Source organism: Salicola sp. Rm-C-2C1-2 (genome assembly GCF_040196175.1).
Classification (GTDB): domain Bacteria; phylum Pseudomonadota; class Gammaproteobacteria; order Pseudomonadales; family Oleiphilaceae; genus Halospina.
Genome location: NZ_JBEFNF010000006.1, coordinates 123,668 through 143,196, shown reverse-complemented (window position 1 = coordinate 143,196; position 19,529 = coordinate 123,668). Strand labels below are relative to the sequence as shown.

The following is a 19,529-nucleotide window of genomic DNA, read 5'->3' as shown; positions in this document are numbered from 1 at the left end:
AGTTTTGTGACATTTTTATGACAGAGCGCTGGAGTGGCTCACTGCCAGAGCGCCACACCCTGGCAGCAGCCCATGCCCGGGACGTTAGAAGCTGAAGATGGCGCCAACCATGACGTTGTCGCCTTCGTCGTTCTTTTTGTCGTACCAGCCAGCTTCTGCCCACAGGCTCAGCGGCTGGTAGAGCTGATGGGAAACGCCTACGGTGAATTCGTCCCGCTCTTTGACGGATGTTTCGTTATCCGGGGAGACGCGCTGGATAGCGCCGTAGTACTCAGTACGGTTCTGGCTGAAGGTGCCGCGCAGGGCTGTAAAGGTGGTTTCGTCGCCGGCGGGATCGCCTTCCAGGTTGTCCTGGATTGAGTACTTGGCGCCGAATTCGAGCTGGTCGATGCTGTAAGTGCCAGATATGCCGTAGGTGTTTTCACCCACGTAGATGTCATCACCGGTACCGATTGTGCTGCCGTCACTGAATTCATCGGTTGTTTCCGCCTTGCGGTCATCGTAACCGGCATACAGGCCCCAGTTAGCCGCGGTATAACCACCGGCAACGGAAAGGCCAATCTCATTACTGTCCTCACTGGCCGGGCCCTCATCACGCCCCTGGATCCGGGCCTGGGTGCGGAAGCTGAAGCCGTTCCAGTCCGGGCTGTAATAGGCGATCTGGTTGTCCTCGCCAGCGAAGGCTTCATCCGAGATTTCGGCATCCTCGGCGACTTCAGTGGCATCAATGATCAGATCCTCGTAGACGCTGTCGAAGTTGCCTGCCTGTACCTTGCCGAAGTCGCCCTTGACGCCGAGAAAAGCACTGTCCTGCGCGTCAAAGGCGCCACTGCCGTCGTCACCATCGCTTTCGTATTCCAGCTCGATCTGACCAAAGGCGGTCACAGCGTTACCGAGGCGGGTTTCGAAGGCGAAACCGAGGGTGGAGTCCTCATCTGCCAATTCGTTCGAGCGGTCTACGTCTCCATTTTCATCTGGCGTCCGCTTCTTTTCAGAAATGACCTTGGGCTCAACAGTGCCGTAAAGATTGAAAGTGGTGTTCTCCGCCAGGCTGAGGCCTTTCTGGGCAGTGAATTCAACGGCCTGGGCGCTGGGCGCGGCGAGGGCTGCGGTAACAGCGGCGGCGAGAAGGTGCTTGCGTGTCATGGTTCGGTTCCCGGTTATTGGTTTAATCAGCAGGTGGTTATGAGGCAATGCCCACCGTTCTATGCTTATTTGACATTCAAAAGAAAAGCGAGACAGAAAGAACTCCTCAGGTTGCAAAACTGTGACATTTTTTTTACGGGCTAGGAAGTGTTCGAAAAGGGTGAAAAACACCTGGGCCTGTACCTGCTCGGCCGCATCGCTATAATGGCGCCGGATTTCAACCCACCGGAAATGGTTCCCCATGAGCTCGATCAATCAGGCCATTGCCAACGAACTGGGCATCAGCCAGCGTCAGGTGGATGCCACCGTCGCCCTTCTGGATGAGGGCGCAACGGTTCCCTTCATCGCCCGTTACCGTAAGGAGATCACCGGCTCGCTGGACGACAGCCAGCTGCGCCAGCTCGACGAACGGCTGCGCTATCGCCGTGAGATGGAGGGCCGGCGTTCCACCATCATTGATACCATCCGGGAACAGGGGCAGCTGACCGACGAGCTGCTGGCCAGCCTGAGTAAGGCGGACACCAAAGGCCGGCTGGAAGACTTGTATCTACCCTATAAGCCCAAACGCCGTACCAAAGGGCAGATTGCCCGGGAGGCAGGGCTGGAGCCGCTGGCGGACGCCCTGTTCGCGGATCCTGATCAGGAGCCGGAAGGGCTGGCCGGGGACTATCTCAACAGCGAGACCGGCATTGAAAATACCAAGGCCGCTCTGGATGGTGCCCGATACATTCTGATGGAGCGCTTCGCCGAGGATGCAGACCTGCTGGCCCGGCTGCGTGATTTCTTGTGGCAGGACGGTCAGCTCCGGGTCCAGGTGGTTAGCGGCAAGGAAGAAGAAGGCGCGCGTTTCCGCGATTACTTCGACCACCGCGAGCCACTGAAGAAAGTCCCTTCCCATCGCGCTCTGGCCATCTTCCGTGGTCGTAATGAGGGCGTGCTGCAGTACAGCATTGAAGTGGCAGACCCTGAGGCGGACAGCCGTGCGCCCCATCCGGCGGAAGGTATGATTGCCTCGCACTGGGGTATCCGCGATGACGGGCGCCCGGCTGATCGTTGGCTGGGCGAGGTGGTGCGCTGGACCTGGCGCGTTAAGCTCAGCACTCACTTGGAGACGGACCTCATGGGCAGCCTGCGCGAGCGCGCCGAATCCGAGGCCATCCAGGTTTTCGCCAGCAATCTTAAAGACCTGCTGATGGCCGCGCCCGCCGGCAAGACGGCCACCATTGGTCTGGACCCGGGGCTGCGTACCGGCGTGAAAGTGGCGATTGTGGACGGCACGGGCCGCTTCCTCCATCAGGGAAGTATTCATCCGCACGCGCCCAGGAACCAGTGGGACCAGTCCATCGAGCAGCTTGCCGGCTGGTGCCGCCAGTATGGCGTCGGGTTGATCGCTATTGGCAACGGCACCGCCTCCCGCGAGACGGACCGACTGGTAGGGGATCTCATCAAGCGCTATCCGGAGCTGGGCGTGACCCGGGTCATGGTGAACGAGGCCGGGGCTTCGGTCTATTCCGCCTCGGAGTACGCCTCCCGGGAACTGCCGGACCTGGACGTGACCATCCGGGGCGCCGTCTCCATCGCCCGCCGCCTTCAGGACCCGCTGGCCGAACTGGTCAAGATCGAACCCAAGTCCATCGGCGTGGGCCAGTACCAGCACGATGTCTCCCAGGTGCAGCTGGCGCGCACCCTGGATGCCGTAATCGAGGACTGTGTGAACGCCGTGGGCGTGGACCTCAATACCGCGTCCGTACCGCTGCTGACTCGGGTGGCCGGGCTGAACACGGGCATTGCCGAGAACATCATCCGCCACCGGGAACAGAAGGGGATGTTCCGCAGCCGCCGCGAACTGATGGAGGTCAGCCGGCTGGGGGAAAAGACCTTCGAGCAGGCCGCCGGCTTTCTGCGCATCATGGACGGAGAGAACCCGCTGGACGCCTCGGCGGTGCACCCGGAAGCCTATGGGTTTGTTGAGGCCCTGGCGAAGAGGGAGGGGCGCTCCCTGGGGGCGATTATCGGTGATCACGCATTCACGCGGGCGCAGGACTCAGCCAGACTCGCGGATGAGCGCTTTGGTGAACCCACGGTCCGCGACATTCTGAATGAGCTTGAAAAGCCTGGCCGGGATCCGCGTCCGGAATTCCAGCACGCACAGTTCCGTGAAGGCGTGGAGACCCTCGCTGACCTGGAACCCGGCATGAAGCTGGAAGGTAACGTCACCAACGTGACCCACTTCGGGGCTTTTGTGGACATCGGGGTCCATCAGGACGGGCTGGTTCACATCTCGGCGCTGTCCGTTGAGTTTGTGAAGGATCCGCGTGATGTGGTCCGTGCTGGCGATGTGGTGACCGTCAAAGTGCTCTCCGTGGACCAGGATCGCAAGCGTATTGAGTTGACCATGCGTATGGGTGATGAGCCCGGGCAGGCCACCCAGGGCAAGGGCAAGCCGCAGAATGCGGGTAAGAGTGAACCCACAGGGAAAGAGCGGCGTAAGAGCGCAGGCGGCCGTGGGTCGCAACCGAAGCAGCCGGAAGCTGGCGGCACCATGGCGGAAGCCTTTGCCCGCGCCCGCCAGTCTGACAAAGAGCATTAACCGGGAGTATTGCATGGGGGAACGCCGTTTCAGGGCTCTGGAGTCGATCGCCGGAGATGACTGGCCTGGATTCCGCAAAGGGTTGGAGAAAGAGGGGCTGCGGGTCGACGCTGAAGGCGCCATTGCTCAGACGCCGCATCCGCAAGCACTGGGCTCGGCGCTGACCAACCCGGCAATTACCACTGATTACTCCGAAGCGCTGCTCGAGCTGGTGACCCCGGTGTGTGCGTCCACCAGTGAGTTGATGGCCGCCATCGAGGGCATCCATGCCTATGTTCATCGCCATCTCGGTGAGGAAAAGCTCTGGCCCCTGAGTATGCCCTGTCGCCTGGACGGCGAGCAGAGCATTCCCATTGCGCATTATGGCACCTCCAATATCGGCATGCTCAAGACCGTCTACCGCCGGGGCCTGGCCTGGCGCTACGGGCGCATCATGCAGAGCATCGCCGGCACCCACTACAATTTCTCGCTGCCGGATGCCTTCTGGCAGCAGTGGCAGCAGCAGCTGGGCGATCCGGGGCCACTGGCGGACTTCCGTACCCAGCAGTACTTCTGGCTGATCCGCAATTTCCGCCGCCACAGCTGGCTTTTAATGTACCTTTTCGGCGCCTCGCCGGCGCTGGATACCAGTTTCATGGACGGCAACCGCTCCCGTCTGCAACCGCTTGGTGAACAGACGCTTTTTCAGCAGGGAGCCACCTCGCTGCGGATGAGTGACCTGGGCTATAACAATCAGGCCCAGTCCTCGCTCGACATTTGCTTCAACCGGCTTGAGACCTATACCGACACTCTGGAAAACGCCATCCACACCACCTGGCCACCCTACCGGGATATTGGTCTTTTCCATGATGACGAACGCATCCAGATCAACGACAGTGTGCTGCAGATCGAAAACGAGTATTACAGCGCCATCCGCCCCAAACGCACCACCGAATCCGGTGAGAAACCGCTGCATGCCCTGCAGGAAAGGGGCGTGGAATACGTGGAGGTGCGCTGCCTTGACCTGGATCCGTTCTCGGCGGTGGGCGTGAATGAGGACCAGCTGGATTTCATGGATCTGTTCCTGCTGAACTGTCTGGTCAGAGACAGTCCGTTGATCGACGATAATGAGTGCGACAGCCTGGATAATGCCTTCCAGGATGTGGTTCGCCATGGGCGCGATCAGGGTGCCCGCTTCTGCTTCGGAGCCGGGGCGGAACCGTTGGCGCAGGCGGGGCATCGTATTCTGGACCAGATGCAAGAGCTGGCGGCGGTTCTGCCGGGAAGTGAACGCTACCGGGCTGTACTGGCAACCATGCGTACGCGCCTCGATGATCCCGCCCAGACGCCCTCGGGTCGCCTCCTCAAGGAGCTTGGCGACGGTCAGGCGCTGGTGGACTGGGGGCTGGCTAGGGCCAGCGGCCAGCAGAAACAGCTTCGCGAGCAGGCAACTGATGGCTGGCATGCGCACCTGGCGGCGCAGGCGACCCAGTCGCTGGCGGAACAGGAAGCCGTTGAGGCGAGTGAAAACGAGGATTTCGAGACCTTTCTCGCCCGCTACCTGGCGGAATGAATGATGTGTTGTGATTGCCGTCAGACTGACAGCTTGTAGTAGCGCACAGTCCAGGAATGTTCAGTTGTTGATCACAGGGGGCGCTGTTACTGTTTGTTGCAAAGAGTAACAGTGTATTGCCTGTTATCGATGATCGGCATCCGGAGGGGCGGGGTCATGGCCAGGAGCGGAGATCTGGGCTGGGATCTGGAATCGCTGAACAAGGCATACCAGCATGGCTACATGGCGGCTTCTGTGCACATGGAACCATCGCGCTGTCCGTACCGCACGGAAGTTGTCCAGGCCGCCTGGGAGGCGGGATGGGAGGACGGTCACCGCGCCTGCACAATGAAATCAGGCAGGAGTACTTCACGCAATGGCCCTGAAGCTTCCGGCTTGTCCTGGCTTTTGTCTTCCTTGTCGGCCTGACCCGCCTCTGAGGTCTTCGCCAGTGCCGGGATCTCACTGACCAGCCGTTTACTGACCGCTTTCCGAATGTCCGCACGCAGTTGCTTCTGACCCTCAGAGCTGCGCAGTGCCTCGACAGACCGGTCGCTCATCAGCATCACCACTTCGTGCCGCAACCAGGGCGTGTGTGCCTCGGCTTTCTTGCGTGCTTTGGCTTCATGGAAGCGCAGTGTCACCTGTGCCTTGGCGTAACTGCGGGTCTGCTCCTTGTCGCCAATATTGACCACGAACGCCGGAGACAGTTCAAGGTAGGTGGAGGGTGGTCCCTTATCACCGCCACCGCCAGCGGCCAGTGCCAAGGGTGAGACCAGGATCATCAGTAGAGCGATGAATTGACGCATGAAGGATGCTGCCTGTGATTGTAGGTGGTAACTTGTTGCCATTGTAGGTGGCCGAATGCGGTTGTGCATCCGGTACGGACAAATGGAAGCAGGAGCGTTCATGCGATTCAACCGGGCCCTGTTCACCCTTATTGCGCTGGCATGCGCGGGGGTGCTCGCTGTGGCGTTGTATATGGAGTATATGATGGGCCTGGAGCCCTGCCCCCTGTGCATGCTTCAGCGCATGGCGTTTGTGGGGCTGGGTCTGGTGGCATTGCTGGCGGCGCTGATCGGACCTCGCGGATGGGGCGTGCGCCTCGGGGGAGGCCTTTTGGCGATTCCGGCATTGGCCGGCATGGGGCTGGCCGGGCGCCAGCTCTGGCTCCAGAATCTGCCCGCGGACCAGGTGCCGCCCTGTGGGCCCGGTTATGATTATCTGCGTGAGACATTCCCGCTGACGGAGGTGGTCCGGATGGCACTGGAGGGGTCAGGTGACTGTGCCCAAGTCCAGTGGCAGTTTATGGGGCTGAGTATCCCGGGCTGGAGTTTTGTGCTGTTCGCGGCTGCCGTGCTGGCAGGCATCGGACTGCTGGTAGCCGGCTCTGGACAGCGGCAGCATGGGTTGCTGGACTAATGATGTTGCGGTACTTTGAAAATGCACATGACGCTGAATGCCAGCAATCAGGGGGCCCGCCCGGGGTTCCCGAGAGCAGCTGATTTGTTGAGGGGAGGGGAATATGCTCGAAGACTGCCAGGATGCCCGGGAGCGCTGGGGAGGCGTCAGTGAGCTGATCGACCGCTGGCTGAAGTCTCGCCAGCAACTGATCGTACAGTATTGCGGTCTTGCCAACAGCCCGGACTTCAGCCAGCCCGAGGCGCTTTATGAGCAGCTGGCCTCGCTGTGTGAGCAGCTGTTGGATTACAGTTCCGCCGGTCATTTTGAAGTGTACGAACAGCTCATGAATGAGGCGCTGGAATTCGATGACGGCGGTATTGAGGTAGCCAACCGGGTCTACCCCAAGATCAGCAAGACCACTCAGGAAATGCTGGCCTTCAATGATCTGCTCGAGGTGAGCGAGCAAACCGAGGAAGACATGCGCGCCATGTACGCCCGTGTCTCACGCCTGGGTGAGATCATGGAGGAGCGTTTTGAACTGGAGGATCTGCTGATTGAGAACCTCCATAACGCGCATTCCGACCAGGTGGCCTGATCCGGGCTCTTACTTGACCTCGATCAGTTCCACATCAAAGATCAGTGCCTGATTGGGGCCGATTGAAGACGGGGCGTTCTCGCCGTAGGCCATTTCCGGTGGTATGTAGAGCCGATAGCGATCGCCCTCATTCATCAGCTGTAGTCCCTCGGTCCAGCCCGGGATGACCTGCTGCAATCCGAAGGTGGTGGGCTCCCCCCGTTCCCGGGAGCTGTCGAAAACCGTGCCGTCGATCAATTCACCGGTATAATGGACTGTGACCCGACCGTTTGCCTCCGGTGATTCGCCATTGCCTTCCTCGATCACCTCATACTGCAGCCCTGAGTCAGTGGTGGTTACGCCTTCGCGCTGGCGGTTCTTTTCCAGAAAGGCTCTGGAAGCAGCCAGGTTGTCTTCGCCATCACCTCGGCTTTCCGAATCCGAAGATTGGTTACCGCTGGTGCCATCCGTCATACGCTGCTGGTAATCACGAACAATCTGCTGGACCTCTTTGTCGGAGAGCCGTGGTTCGCCTTCTTCCAGGCTGTCCCGGATGCCGCTCATGAAGGCTTCGCGGTCGAAATCTTCGATGTTCTGGCTGATTCGATCACCAAAGATGGTGCCCATGGCGTAGCCGAGACGTTGCTTGTCGGACTCCAGGGGGACGTTGGATTCGGCGCTGCAGCCGACCGCCAGCATCAGGCAGGCGCCGGCAATGGTGCTGCGGGGCAGCGCAAGGGGAGTGCGTCGCATCATGTTGGTTCTCCGTTGGCTTGCTCGATCTCCCGCCAGAGCTGGACCAGCGATTGCGCAAGGCCTGGGTCGAGTTCCGGCAGAAGGCTTTCCAGATTATGCCGGGCCAGCAGGGCCCGCGAAAGATCCGGATCCGTGACGGATTCGTTATCCGCCAGATACTGCCACCACCAGGCCAGCTCCACCTGCTCGGCTTTCAGCTCCGCCTGCTTGATGGTGTCGCGCAGTGGCGTGGTGGCGTTGCTGCGCTTCGATAGGGCCATTCTGAGGGCGCGCAGGTCGCTGGTGACCGCCTCGCGCCACTGTTGGATCGCGATCGGTTCGGTTGCGGGCGCATACTGGTGACGGGCGGCAGAGAACAACGCGACCAGAATGGGGGCGACCGCCTGACCCTGGCGTTGGGCTTCAAGGCATCGCTGCGCAAACTGCCCGTGACCCCAGAGAGCCAGCACATACTGCCAGAAGGGGTTGTCCAGTAAGAGATTGTCCGGAGGCTCCTGCCGTGGCATGGGGTCTTTCCTGTAGAATGCCGTTATGATCGCATTTAATAACCTAACACTTCAGCGCGGCGGCCAGTGGCTGCTCGAGGATTGCTCCGCCACCATTCAGCCCGGGCAGCGGGTTGCACTCATTGGGGGTAATGGTGCCGGCAAGTCCAGTCTCTTTCAAATGATCCTGGGGGAGCTGGCCCCCGAGCAGGGCGAGATCCAGATCCCTGGTGGCTGCCGTATCGCCCACATGGCCCAGGAAGTCGGTGGTAGCGAGCGTACCGCGCGCGACTTCGTGCTCGACGGCCACGCCGAACTGCGCCGGCTGGAAGAGCGCCTGGCGCGTGCTGAAGCCAGTGGTGATGAGAATGAGATGGTCCGGGTGCATGGCGAGCTGGACAATCTCCAGGCCTGGGATGCCCCGCGCCAGGCAGAGGCCCTGCTACGGGGGCTGGCCTTCACGGATGACGACATGGACCGGCCGGTGGACAGCTTCTCCGGCGGCTGGCGCATCCGTCTCAACCTGGCTCAGACGCTGATGGTGCCCTCGGAACTGCTGCTGCTGGACGAGCCCACCAACCACCTGGATATTGAGGCCTGCTACTGGCTGGAGGGCTGGCTCAAGCAGTATCCGGGCACGCTGCTGTTCATTTCCCATGACCGGGACTTCATGGATCGGGTAGCGACCCATGTCATCCACTTCGAACACCGCGAGCTCTTTTACTACGCCGGTAACTATCATGCGTTTGAGCGCCAGCGGGCGGAACGGCTTGCACGCCAACAGGCGGAGTACGAGAAGCAGCAGAAACGGGTGGCCGAGATCCAGGCCTTCATCGATCGTTTCCGGGCCCAGGCCAGCAAGGCCAAGCAGGCACAGAGCCGCATCAAGGCGTTGGAGCGCATGGAGAGCATCGCCCCGGCGCACGTGGACTCGCAGTTCGAGTTCCGTTTTCCAGAGGCGGACAAGGTGTCCAATCCGCTGCTGACGGTGCGCGGCGGTGCTGTGGGCTATGATGGCGAGCCGCTTCTCGGTGGCATCCATCTGCATCTGTTGCCGGGCAGTCGTATCGGCCTTCTGGGTGTGAACGGTGCCGGCAAATCCACCCTGATCAGCATGCTGCGTGGGGCCACGCCCCTTCTGAGTGGCGAGCGGGTCACGGGTGAACATTTCCGCCCGGGGTATTTTGCCCAGCACCAGCTGGATGAACTGGACCTGGGCGCCAGTCCCTTCCTGCACCTGCAGCGCCTCACGCCGGAGGCCTCGAATCAGTCCATCCGCAACTTTCTGGGTGGTTTCGGCTTCCGGGGGAATGACGCGCTGGCAAGCATCCGCAACTGTTCCGGGGGTGAGAAAGCGCGGCTGGCGCTTGCCATCATCGCCTGGCAGAAGCCCAACGTGCTTTTTCTTGATGAGCCCACCAACCACCTGGACCTGGAAATGCGTCAGGCCCTGACGATGGCCTTGCAGTCGTTCAGCGGCGCCATGGTGCTGGTCTCCCACGACCGCCACCTGCTGCGCAATACCGTGGACACCTTCTGGCGGGTGGCAGACGGTACCGTCACCGAATTCGATGGCGATCTGGACGAATACGAGCGCTGGCTCGCCGAAGGCGGGGAGTCCGGATCCGGGGGCGGAAAAAAAAAGGCAGGCGCGCAGACGCCGGCAGCGAAGCCGGAGATCAAGGAAAGCGCCGCTGAGCGTCAAGCGCGGAAGAAGGCGGCTGCACAACAGCGTCAGAAGCTGGTGCCCTGGAAAAAGGAGGTTGAGCGCTGTGAAAAAGAGCTGGACCGTATTGCCAGGGAAAAGGCCGAGGTGGAGCAAGCGCTTGGCGACAACGGCCTTTATGACACTGAGCGCAAGAGCGAGCTGAAGCAGCTGCTGGATCGTCAGGCGGAGCTGGCGCGCCTTGAATCCGAGGCTGAATCGGCTTGGCTGGAGGCCAGTGAGACGCTTGAATCACTGGAGGCGGACGCCTACTCCTGAACGACCAGGTTGATGTCCGCCTGTTTGATGGTGTCGCGTTCGCTGATCAGGTCCGCGCGCGTCAGCGGGTGGGCCTGCAGCCAGTCATCCGGTAAGGCGATTGTCAGCCTTGGGCCTTTGGCACTGAGACTGAACGGCGGCGGAGCCTCGCCGGTACGCGCGTGCTGCAATAGCACCGCGAGCCGCAGTATCACGGCAAGCCGCTTGATGGGCTGGATCTCGTCCGTATACAGGTGCTTGAACAGACCGTTGTGGAACTTGCGCCTGTGCGTGCGAACCAGGGTTGCCAGTGCACGCTGATCATCCTGAGAAAACCCTGGGAGGTCCGAATGGGTCATCAGGTAGGCGCCATGCTTATGGTACTGGGTGTGACTGAGTGCCAACCCGATTTCGTGCACCCTACAGGCCCAGCAAAGCAGGTTGTGGTAATAGCCGCTTTCCAGCCCCCACGCCGGGCTGACCTCTTTCAGTGCGCGGGTAGCCGTGGCCTCTACGGCTGCGGCGTGATCCAGGTCTACGGAATAGCGTCCCTGCAGCGCCTGGATGGTGCGTTCACGCACATCCTCGTGGTTGTCCCGCCCCAGAAGATCATAGAGCACGCCCTCGCGCAGGGCGCCGTCGGCAAAGCTCAGCGACTCGATATCCAGGGCTTCGAAGGCCGCATAGAGGATCGCGAAGCCTGCCGGAAAGATGCTGCGTCGATCCTCGCGTACGCCTATGCTATCCAGTTTGTCTGCTTTGCCAATGTCGATCAGGCGTTTGCGCAGCGATTTCATGGCCTCCCAGGTAACGCCTTCACGGGCCAGCCTGAGCTCGCTCACTACACCGGCGATGGCTTTGATGGAACCGGAAGAGCCGACACAGCTTTGCCAGCCCCGGCGGCGGAAGCGCTGCTGGATGTTGAGCAGCTCCTGGCGCGCGTGGGTGATGGCGTTATCCATGCGTTTGCGTGAGATTTTGCCATCCGGGAAGTAGCTGTTGCGGAACGAGACGCAGCCCATGTGCAGACTTTCCGTCTCAAGGGCTTCAAAGCGCTCGCCGATGATGAATTCCGTGCTGCCGCCGCCAATGTCGATGACCAGGCGGGGGCCGATGTCATCTGAGAGGGTGTGGGAAACGCCCAGATAGATCAGTCGTGCTTCCTCGCGCCCGGCCACGATCTCAACCGGGCAGCCCAGTGTCTGCTCGGCGGCCTGGATGAAGTGATCCGCGTTGCGTGCCGCGCGCAACGCATTGGTGCCCACTACCCGCACTGAGTCGGCCTTCATGCTGCGGATGCGCTGGGCGAAACGCTGCAGGCAGGCCAGGCCGCGCTCGCTTGCTTCAGGGGAGAGGTAGTTGTCGCTGTCCAGCCCGCCACCCAGCTGGACCTTCTCGCCCATCTTTTCAATGGTGCGGATCTCGCCGTGAGCGGCCTGAGCTACAACCATGTGGAAGCTGTTGGAGCCTAGGTCGACGGCGGCCAGTAGCCGGGGGGCATCCTGGGAACTTTTCGGAGAAGTCACCTGTCTTGAAATCCTGTTGAAAGCCCATATATTCTGAACAGCGCCGTGTCCAGGGCTGGTTTCCTGAGCCGGATACTAACCTGCGGAACGGTCTATGTAACAGAGGGAAAGCCAGCGTGTTCGGTAACAACCGGGCGCGATGCGTCAATTCCCATTCATACAGCGGCAATTTGGAAGTAGGGCGATGAGCGACAACATTGTGAGCGTGACTGATGGCACCTTCGAAGACGAGGTCCTCAAGTCGGACGTGCCGGTTCTTGTAGACTATTGGGCTGAATGGTGCGGGCCCTGCAAGATGATCCACCCGGTTCTCGAGGAAATCGCGGACGAATACGAGGGCAAGCTCAAGATCGCCAAGCTCAACATCGACGAGAACCAGCAAACACCGCCGCGCTTCAACATCCGGGGCATACCGACCCTGATGCTGTTCAAGAACGGTGACGTGGACGCCACCAAGGTAGGTGCGCTGTCCAAATCGCAGTTGACGGCCTTCCTCGACAGTAACCTGTGATACGCCCGCCCGGGCATGGCCGAGGCGCTGAGAGGCAGTATGGTGGTTGGTGGTCTGATTCTCGCGGGTGGCCGCGGAAACCGGATAGGTGGTGAAGACAAAGGGCTTCTGAGGCTCGACGAGCGCGCCTATGTGGCCCATCTGGTTGACGTTCTGTCGCCGGTCGTCGCCTCCATGGCGATCAGTGCCAACCGTAACATGGATCGTTACAGCAGTTGGGCGGATACCATTCTGCCCGACTGCGCCTTTCCCGAGGCCGGCCCCGTGGCGGGGCTGACCGAGGGCTTGCGCTGGGCGCGGATGCAGGGGTTCATGGGCGTCATAACGGCTCCCTGCGATACGCCAGGCCTGCCCCCGGGCTGGGCAGTCCAGATTCTGGAAGCGGCACGGTGCCGTCCAGCCATTCCCTGTCTTTCGGATACCGGGGACCGGCGTCACCCGCTGCACGGTTACTACCCGGTGGCGCTGCTGGGTCGCGTTGAACGCTATCTCTGCCGTGGCGAGCGTCGGGCATTGGCTCTGGCGGAGCAGCTGGGTGCGGAATGGATGGATTGCCGCGCCATGGCGCAAGGCTTTATCAATGTGAACCAGCCTGCGGATCAGGCTCGGGTCCGCAGCACTCCCGAGTCAGGCACTGTCTGAGTCTGACCAGCGTAGCGCTGCCTCGCGGTCACTGACTTTCTGCTCCACCCATTCTCCCTCGCCATCCGCTGTTATTTCTTTCTTCCAGAAAGGCGCGCTGGTTTTCAGATAGTCCATTATGAACTGGCAGGCCTCGAAGGCTTCTTGGCGGTGACGGCTGCTGACGCCCACAAAAACGATCCGCTCGGCTGCCTGAATCTCGCCTACACGATGCAGTACCGCCGTGCGGTGGATTGCCCAGCGTTGCGCCGCTTTTTCGATCACATCCTGTATAGCGGCTTCAGTCATACCCGGGTAGTGCTCCAGAAACAGACTCTCAACGCCACTGTGGTCGCCCAGATCCCGGGCCAGGCCGGTGAAGCTGCAGACGGCGCCTATCGCAGGAGCGTCGCCCTCCAGCAGGGTTAATGCCGGTTCCGTGACCAGGGGGGCAGACTGGATTCGGAGCATATCAGCCTCCGGTTACCGGCGGGAAAAAGGCAACTTCGTCGCCTGGCTGGACCGGGGTATCCTCGCGGGCCATGGCCTGATTGACCGCCATGAGCACGCGGTCACCGTGCAGCAGTTGAGTCCACTCACTGCCACGCTGGCGCAGCTGTTCCAGCACATCTCCAACACAGGCAATGTTATTGGCTGGCAACTGCTCTTCCCCGGTACCCAAGCGTTCGCGCAGGCTTGCAAAGAATCGGAGGGCGATACTGGATTCAGCCATAGAGCAGCTCCGCAAACGGCATGAATGAAATCAGATCCCCTGCTTCCACGCTCTGGTGCTCCGGAATGACCGCCAGGCCGTGCGACCAGCAGGCACTACTGAGAACGCCCGAGCTCTGGGTCGGGGCAGGCTCAAGCCAGCTTCGGCCCTCGCTGGAGCGGCAGCGTACCCGTTGGAACTCGCGCCGACCCTGAGGCCGGTCCACTGTGAACCTCGCGGGTAGCGGGTAGGCCTGAGGCATGAGTTCACCGCTTTCCCCCTGGCAAGCTCTCAGGAAGGGGCGGCCCAGGATCAGAAAGGTGACCAGAACCGCGGCTGGGTTGCCGGGCAACCCGAGTACTGGCGTGTCACTGATATGACCAAAAGCCAGCGGCTTGCCGGGCTTGATGGCCATGCGCCATAGATTCAGTTCGCCCAGCGCCTGGATAGCGTCGCGGATGTGGTCCTCTTCACCCACTGAGACGCCGCCGGTGGTGAGAATCGCATCCGCCTGTTGTGAGGCCTGGGCCAGTGTTTGCTTTGTGGTTTCGAGGGTATCGGCCATGGTGTGGAAGGGGACAGGGTCCCAGCCGGCGGCGCGCACCAGTGTGGTCAGCATGGGTTGGTTGGAGTTGTGGATCTGCCCCGGTTCAAGAGGCTGGCCGGGCGGGACCAGCTCGTCACCGCTGCTGATGATGGCCACGCGCAAGGGCCGGAAGGTGGTGACCTGCGGTAGCCCGGCGGAGGCCAGAAGCCCCAGATGCCAGGGGTCCAGCCGGGTACCGGCGTTGATCAGCGTGGCGCCGGTATCGATGTCCTGGCCCGCGCGCCGGATGTTCTGATGAGCGGCTGGGCTCTGGAGCAGCCGAATCTGGTTGCCTTCGGCTTGCGTGTTCTCCTGCATCACAACGGTGTCGGCGCCCTCCGGAATGGCGGCGCCAGTAAAAATGCGGGCGGCAGTCCCCGGTTCCAGTGGCTGCGGTGCCTGCCCGGCGGGGAGGCGCTGAGAGACGGGCAAAGTTTGCGCCTGTGCGTCTCCTGCACGCAGGGCATAGCCATCGACGGCGCTATTGTCTGCCGGTGGTACCTGTACTGCTGAAACCGGACTGTCAGCCAGGATCCGCTGGAGCGCCCCGTTCAGGGGCGTGGTTTCGGTGCCGGGCAGAATCCGGGCGGCTTGCATCAGCTGGGCCCGGGCCTCATCCACGCTGATCAGTGTGTCGGCGCCGGCCATCAGTTTGCTCCCCGGGCGGCATCCAGTGGAATGGGCTGATCCAATCCGCTGAGGTCTTTTTCCGGTTTACGCTGGATGAGGGCGGCAAAGTTGCAAGGGCGATGGCGGCTGTCGAGCTGGTCGCGGACAATGCCTTCCCAGGCGGTGCGGCAGGCGCCGGTGGAGCCTGGCATGCAGAAAACGACGGTGTGATTCGCCAGTCCCGCCAGGGCGCGCGATTGGATGGTGCTGTTACCGATTTCCTGCGCCGAGAGGCGGCGGAATTCTTCACCAAAGCCCTCAACGGTCTTGTCGAACAGCGGTCCCAGAGACTCAGGGGTGCTGTCCCGCTCCTGCAGACCAGTACCGCCGGTGATCAGAATGCTTTGAATGTGCGGATCGGCAATCCAGCGGCTGACCAGCGCCCGCATCAGACAGGTGTCGTCGTGCAGAAGGCGCCGTGCCACGACGCTGTGGCCTGCCTCCAGGGCGGCATCCACCAGGAACTGCCCGGAGCTGTCTTCACAGGCCCCCCGGCTGTCTGAGATTGTCAGGATAGCAAGATTGAGGGGCACAAATTCACTGGCTGCGGCCATAGAGTCGGATCTCCTGTGACAGGTCCTTGATGGGGCTATGGTAAGGCCCGCCATGGGCTGAACCAATGCCTCCTGCGAGGTAAGCATGGGGGTTTTGCACTGCCCCTGAAAATGGTGTATTTTGATATTTCCTGATTCAAGGCGGGCGGATCAGTGCCCCACTAATCCGCCAATCCCGGATCTCCGTTCTGACTCTGGCTTCACTGGATCGCCCCTGATCGGCAGAAACCGGGCAATCCGGACATACGCTTCCCCGGCAGTCTGATAACAACCAACTTCATCCTATCCATCCAGACGTAATCCCAGACAATCTATGAACCTGACCGAACTCAAGAAAAAACCTGTTCCCGAACTGATTGAGGTTGCCCAGGAAATGGGCCTCGAAAACATGGCCCGGTCGCGAAAGCAGGATGTAATCTTCGCGATTCTCAAGAAACACGCCAAAAGCGGTGAGGACATCCACGGCGATGGCGTACTCGAGATCCTCCAGGACGGGTTCGGGTTCCTGCGTTCCGCTGACTCTTCCTACCTGGCAGGGCCGGACGACATCTACGTTTCGCCAAGCCAGATCCGGCGGTTCAATCTGCGAACCGGGGATTCGATTTCCGGCAAGATCCGGCCACCCAAGGATGGCGAGCGCTATTTCGCGCTTCTGAAAGTCAATGACATCAACTTTGGCAAAGCGGACAATTCGCGACATAAGATCCTGTTCGAGAACCTGACGCCGCTTTTTCCGGAAGAACGGCTGCGGCTGGAGGCCGGTAACGGTTCCACTGAGGATCTGTCGGCGCGGATACTGGACCTCGTCTCCCCCATTGGTAAGGGCCAGCGCGGCCTGATCGTGTCTCCGCCCAAGGCCGGTAAGACACTGCTGATGCAGACCATTGCCCAGTCCATTGTGCGCAACTCCCCGGATTGTCATCTGATGGTGCTGCTCATCGATGAGCGCCCGGAGGAGGTTACAGAGATGCAGCGCACGGTCCGTGGCGAGGTGGTTGCCTCCACCTTCGATGAGCCACCGGCTCGCCACGTTCAGGTGGCCGAGATGGTGATCGAGAAGGCCAAGCGCCTGGTCGAGCACAAGCAAGACGTGGTAGTCCTGCTGGATTCCATCACCCGTCTGGCCCGGGCCTATAACACCGTGATCCCGTCCTCGGGCAAGGTGCTGACCGGTGGTGTAGACGCCCATGCCCTTGAAAAGCCCAAACGTTTCTTCGGGGCGGCACGTAATGTCGAGGAAGGTGGCAGCCTGACCATCATGGCCACGACTCTGGTGGATACCGGCTCAAAGATGGACGAGGTCATCTACGAGGAGTTCAAGGGTACGGGCAACATGGAAGTGCATTTGGATCGCCGCATTGCCGAGCGTCACACCTACCCTGCCATTAACGTGCGACGTTCCGGCACCCGCCGTGAGGATCTGCTGGTTAGTGAAGACGAACTGCAGCGGGTCTGGATTCTACGCAAGCTGTTGCATTCCATGGAGGACGACGTGGCCGCCGTGGAGTTCCTGCTCGATAAATTGCGTGACACCAAGACCAATGAAGAATTCTTCCAGGCCATGAAGAAGCGGTGATTGAGGTGTAAGTAACAGGGAACGGGAAGCAGGAGCCTATGATGCCTGCCTCTCGTTCCTATCCTTTGATTCCCACTCCTCGAGGCATCGATGAAATACAAAGACCTGCGCGACTTCATCGAGCAGCTGGAACAGCAGGGCGAACTCAAGCGTATCACCACCGAGGTGGATCCGAACCTTGAGATGACCGAGATCGCTGATCGGACCCTGCGTCGTGAGGGCCCAGCGCTCCTGTTCGAGAACCCCACCGGCCATGACATGCCTGTACTCGCGAACCTTTTCGGCACGCCCAGGCGCGTGGCGCTGGGGATGGGGCGCGACAGTGTCGACAGCCTGCGTGAGATTGGCGAACTGCTGGCTTTCCTGAAAGAGCCCGAGCCACCCAAGGGGTTCCGGGATGCTTTTGACAAGATGCCGATCTTCCGTCAGGTCATGAAGATGGGGCCGAAGATCTTGCGTTCCGCGCCTTGTCAGGAGGTGGTTCGGGAGGGCCAGGATGTGGACCTGTACCAGCTGCCGGTTCAGACCTGTTGGCCCGGGGATGCGGGGCCGTTGATCACCTGGCCACTGGTGGTCACGCGTGGACCGGAGAAAGAACGCCAGAATATGGGCATTTACCGCCAGCAGCGTATTGGGCGTAACCGTCTGATTATGCGCTGGCTGGCCCATCGTGGCGGTGCCCAGGATTTGCAGCAGTGGCAACAGCAGCATCCGGGCGAACCTTTTCCGGTGGCTGTGGCATTGGGCGCTGACCCGGCCACTATTCTGGGCGCGGTGACGCCGGTTCCGGATACGCTTTCAGAATACGCGTTTGCCGGGCTTCTGCGTGGTTCCCGTACGGAGCTGGTCAACGCCGGTGTTGGCGAGCTGCAGGTGCCGGCCAGTGCTGAGATCATTCTGGAAGGCTATATCTACCCGGATGACACAGCGCCCGAGGGGCCCTTCGGAGACCACACCGGTTATTACAACGAAGTGGAAACCTTCCCTGTGTTCACGGTGGAGCGTGTTACTCACCGGAAAAATCCGATTTACCACAGCACCTATACGGGGCGCCCACCCGACGAACCGGCGGTGTTGGGCGTGGCCCTGAACGAGGTGTTCGTGCCCATCCTGCGCAAGCAGTTCCCGGAGATTGTCGATTTCTATCTACCGCCCGAGGGCTGCTCCTACCGCATGGCCGTTGTGACCATGAAGAAACAGTATCCGGGCCATGCCAAGCGCGTCATGATGGGTGTATGGTCTTTCCTCCGCCAGTTCATGTACACCAAGTTCGTGATCGTGGTGGATGACGACATTAACGCCCGCGACTGGCAGGACGTAATCTGGGCGATCACGACCCGTATGGACCCGACCCGCGACACCACCCTGGTGGATAACTCGCCCATCGATTACCTGGATTTCGCTTCGCCGGTGGCCGGACTGGGTTCCAAGATGGGCTTGGACGCCACCACTAAGTGGGCCGGGGAGACTGATCGAGAGTGGGGGCGCCCCATCAGCATGAGCGACGACGTTAAGCGCCGGGTGGACGAACTCTGGCCGCAGCTCGGTCTCGACTGAACCGTGCTGGCCTGGCGCGCGTAAGAGGAGAGTATGAACGTCAACGCGCAACAGCCTAAGACAGACCTGTTCCATCTCAATGAAATCGGGCAGGTTGGTAATCACATCTATCAGGTCAGGTTCGAGTGGCCTCATGGGCGGCCCGTGCCTTTCAGTGCGGGCCAGTATCTGGCCATCCACCTGCCGGGTCGGGATCCGGCCTGGTTCTCCATTGCCAGCGCGCCCGGCGCCGAACAGCTGACATTGCACATCCAGGCGCCGCCGGAATGGGAAAACGCCAGTGAAGTGATGGCGTATCTCCGCCACGAAGGCTGCGCCCGGATCTCCATGCCCTATGGCGAAGCCTTCCTGACCGAGCCACCACAGATGCCGCTTCTACTGGTGGTGGCGGGGACTGGATTCGCCCAGGCCAAGAGCATCGTGGATTATCTGCGCTCGAGCCGGATGGAGCAGCCGGTGACTCTCTATTGGGGAGCCCGGGAAGCCGGTGACATGTATCTGCGCAGCACTGCCGAGCGCTGGGAACAGGACTGGCCTGGATTCCGCTTTCGCCCGGTGGTATGCGAGGCGGATGCGGCCTCGGATTGCCATCATGAGCGCCTCGCCGAAGCCATACTGGCGGATGGTCATGAGCTGGATCAGGTTACGGTCATGGCCAGCGGGTCACCGGCCATGGTTTACAGTGTTCTGGATGGTCTGACGCCGGCAGGGTTGGATTCTGCCTGTTTTCACTCAGACGTACTGCAGTACGCTCCCCGGGAGTGATGC

Annotated in this window: 20 protein-coding genes; 11 read left to right on the top strand and 9 right to left on the bottom strand. The window is 61.0% G+C overall.

Features of this window, described 5'->3' with window-relative positions; translation table 11 throughout:
• Positions 1-84 precede the first annotated feature (84 nt).
• Positions 85-1,146, bottom strand: a complete 1,062-nt coding sequence (locus AAF659_RS11385) for a porin (protein WP_349751877.1) — start codon at positions 1,144-1,146, stop codon at positions 85-87.
• Positions 1,147-1,387: 241 nt separating this feature from the next.
• On the opposite strand from AAF659_RS11385, the gene AAF659_RS11380 reads away from it, so the two are divergent.
• The 3 genes from AAF659_RS11380 to rmf all read left to right on the top strand — a co-directional run bounded on the left by AAF659_RS11380 (position 1,388) and on the right by rmf (position 5,696).
• Positions 1,388-3,736 (top strand): Tex family protein, encoded by a 2,349-nt coding sequence (locus tag AAF659_RS11380; RefSeq protein WP_349751876.1) that lies wholly within the window; start codon positions 1,388-1,390, stop codon positions 3,734-3,736.
• Positions 3,737-3,749: 13 nt separating this feature from the next.
• Positions 3,750-5,288 carry a glutamate--cysteine ligase gene (gene gshA / locus AAF659_RS11375; protein WP_349751875.1) on the top strand — a complete coding sequence of 513 codons (1,539 nt, stop codon included), beginning with the start codon at positions 3,750-3,752 and terminating at the stop codon, positions 5,286-5,288.
• 129 nt (positions 5,289-5,417) lie between these two features.
• Entirely contained in the window at positions 5,418-5,696 is a 279-nt protein-coding gene (gene rmf / locus AAF659_RS15125) for a ribosome modulation factor (RefSeq protein ID WP_502949209.1), read from the top strand.
• Here rmf and AAF659_RS11370 read toward each other — a convergent pair.
• A complete protein-coding gene (locus AAF659_RS11370) occupies positions 5,600-6,076 on the bottom strand; it encodes a flagellar basal body-associated FliL family protein (protein WP_349751874.1) in 477 nt (158 codons plus the stop codon). The two genes, rmf and AAF659_RS11370, sit on opposite strands and share 97 nt — an antisense overlap.
• A gap of 100 nt (positions 6,077-6,176) precedes the next feature.
• Between AAF659_RS11370 and AAF659_RS11365 the strand changes: the two genes are divergently transcribed.
• Entirely contained in the window at positions 6,177-6,689 is a 513-nt protein-coding gene (locus AAF659_RS11365; protein ID WP_349751873.1) for a disulfide bond formation protein B, read from the top strand.
• Positions 6,690-6,792: 103 nt separating this feature from the next.
• Positions 6,793-7,266, top strand: a complete 474-nt coding sequence (rsd, locus tag AAF659_RS11360; protein WP_349751872.1) for a sigma D regulator — start codon at positions 6,793-6,795, stop codon at positions 7,264-7,266.
• A gap of 9 nt (positions 7,267-7,275) precedes the next feature.
• On the opposite strand, the gene bamJ is transcribed toward rsd, so the two are convergent.
• Both bamJ and AAF659_RS11350 read right to left on the bottom strand, forming a co-directional pair.
• Entirely contained in the window at positions 7,276-8,001 is a 726-nt protein-coding gene (bamJ, locus tag AAF659_RS11355) for a BamJ family beta-barrel-assembly machinery protein (protein WP_349751871.1), read from the bottom strand.
• Positions 7,998-8,507, bottom strand: coding sequence for a DUF2390 domain-containing protein (locus AAF659_RS11350; RefSeq protein WP_349751870.1), 510 nt, complete (start codon positions 8,505-8,507; stop codon positions 7,998-8,000). The genes bamJ and AAF659_RS11350 overlap by 4 nt, the downstream gene beginning before the upstream one ends.
• A 25-nt stretch (positions 8,508-8,532) precedes the next feature.
• Between AAF659_RS11350 and AAF659_RS11345 the strand changes: the two genes are divergently transcribed.
• Complete coding sequence (locus AAF659_RS11345) at positions 8,533-10,470, top strand: ABC-F family ATP-binding cassette domain-containing protein (protein ID WP_349751869.1); 1,938 nt, start codon at positions 8,533-8,535, stop codon at positions 10,468-10,470.
• Here the strand turns inward: AAF659_RS11345 and ppx are convergent.
• A complete protein-coding gene (ppx, locus tag AAF659_RS11340; protein ID WP_349751868.1) occupies positions 10,461-11,975 on the bottom strand; it encodes an exopolyphosphatase in 1,515 nt (504 codons plus the stop codon). The genes AAF659_RS11345 and ppx overlap by 10 nt on opposite strands.
• 184 nt (positions 11,976-12,159) lie before the next feature.
• Between ppx and trxA the strand changes: the two genes are divergently transcribed.
• Positions 12,160-12,486 carry a thioredoxin TrxA gene (gene trxA, locus AAF659_RS11335; protein ID WP_077530165.1) on the top strand — a complete coding sequence of 109 codons (327 nt, stop codon included), beginning with the start codon at positions 12,160-12,162 and terminating at the stop codon, positions 12,484-12,486.
• A gap of 15 nt (positions 12,487-12,501) precedes the next feature.
• Complete coding sequence (mobA, locus tag AAF659_RS11330) at positions 12,502-13,128, top strand: molybdenum cofactor guanylyltransferase (protein WP_349751867.1); 627 nt, start codon at positions 12,502-12,504, stop codon at positions 13,126-13,128.
• On the opposite strand, the gene AAF659_RS11325 is transcribed toward mobA, so the two are convergent.
• From AAF659_RS11325 to moaB, 4 genes are read right to left on the bottom strand one after another with little or no spacing between them, the layout of a single operon-like run.
• Positions 13,114-13,578 carry a molybdenum cofactor biosynthesis protein MoaE gene (locus AAF659_RS11325; RefSeq protein WP_349751866.1) on the bottom strand — a complete coding sequence of 155 codons (465 nt, stop codon included), beginning with the start codon at positions 13,576-13,578 and terminating at the stop codon, positions 13,114-13,116. The two genes, mobA and AAF659_RS11325, sit on opposite strands and share 15 nt — an antisense overlap.
• Position 13,579: 1 nt before the next feature.
• Positions 13,580-13,840: a molybdopterin converting factor subunit 1 gene (moaD, locus tag AAF659_RS11320; protein ID WP_349751865.1), complete on the bottom strand. Its 261-nt coding sequence runs from the start codon at positions 13,838-13,840 to the stop codon at positions 13,580-13,582.
• Positions 13,833-15,053, bottom strand: a complete 1,221-nt coding sequence (locus AAF659_RS11315) for a molybdopterin molybdotransferase MoeA (protein ID WP_349751864.1) — start codon at positions 15,051-15,053, stop codon at positions 13,833-13,835. The genes moaD and AAF659_RS11315 overlap by 8 nt, the downstream gene beginning before the upstream one ends.
• Positions 15,053-15,628 (bottom strand): molybdenum cofactor biosynthesis protein B, encoded by a 576-nt coding sequence (gene moaB, locus AAF659_RS11310; RefSeq protein ID WP_349751863.1) that lies wholly within the window; start codon positions 15,626-15,628, stop codon positions 15,053-15,055. Before moaB ends, AAF659_RS11315 begins: the two co-directional genes overlap by 1 nt.
• Positions 15,629-15,941: 313 nt before the next feature.
• Between moaB and rho the strand changes: the two genes are divergently transcribed.
• The 3 genes from rho (at position 15,942) to AAF659_RS11295 (ending at position 19,526) form a co-directional block, all read left to right on the top strand.
• Complete coding sequence (rho, locus tag AAF659_RS11305; protein ID WP_349751862.1) at positions 15,942-17,204, top strand: transcription termination factor Rho; 1,263 nt, start codon at positions 15,942-15,944, stop codon at positions 17,202-17,204.
• Between the two features lie 90 nt (positions 17,205-17,294).
• A complete protein-coding gene (gene ubiD, locus AAF659_RS11300) occupies positions 17,295-18,761 on the top strand; it encodes a 4-hydroxy-3-polyprenylbenzoate decarboxylase (protein ID WP_349751861.1) in 1,467 nt (488 codons plus the stop codon).
• A 33-nt stretch (positions 18,762-18,794) separates the two neighbouring features.
• Positions 18,795-19,526, top strand: a complete 732-nt coding sequence (locus tag AAF659_RS11295) for a ferredoxin reductase domain-containing protein (RefSeq protein ID WP_349751860.1) — start codon at positions 18,795-18,797, stop codon at positions 19,524-19,526.
• Positions 19,527-19,529: the final 3 nt, after the last annotated feature.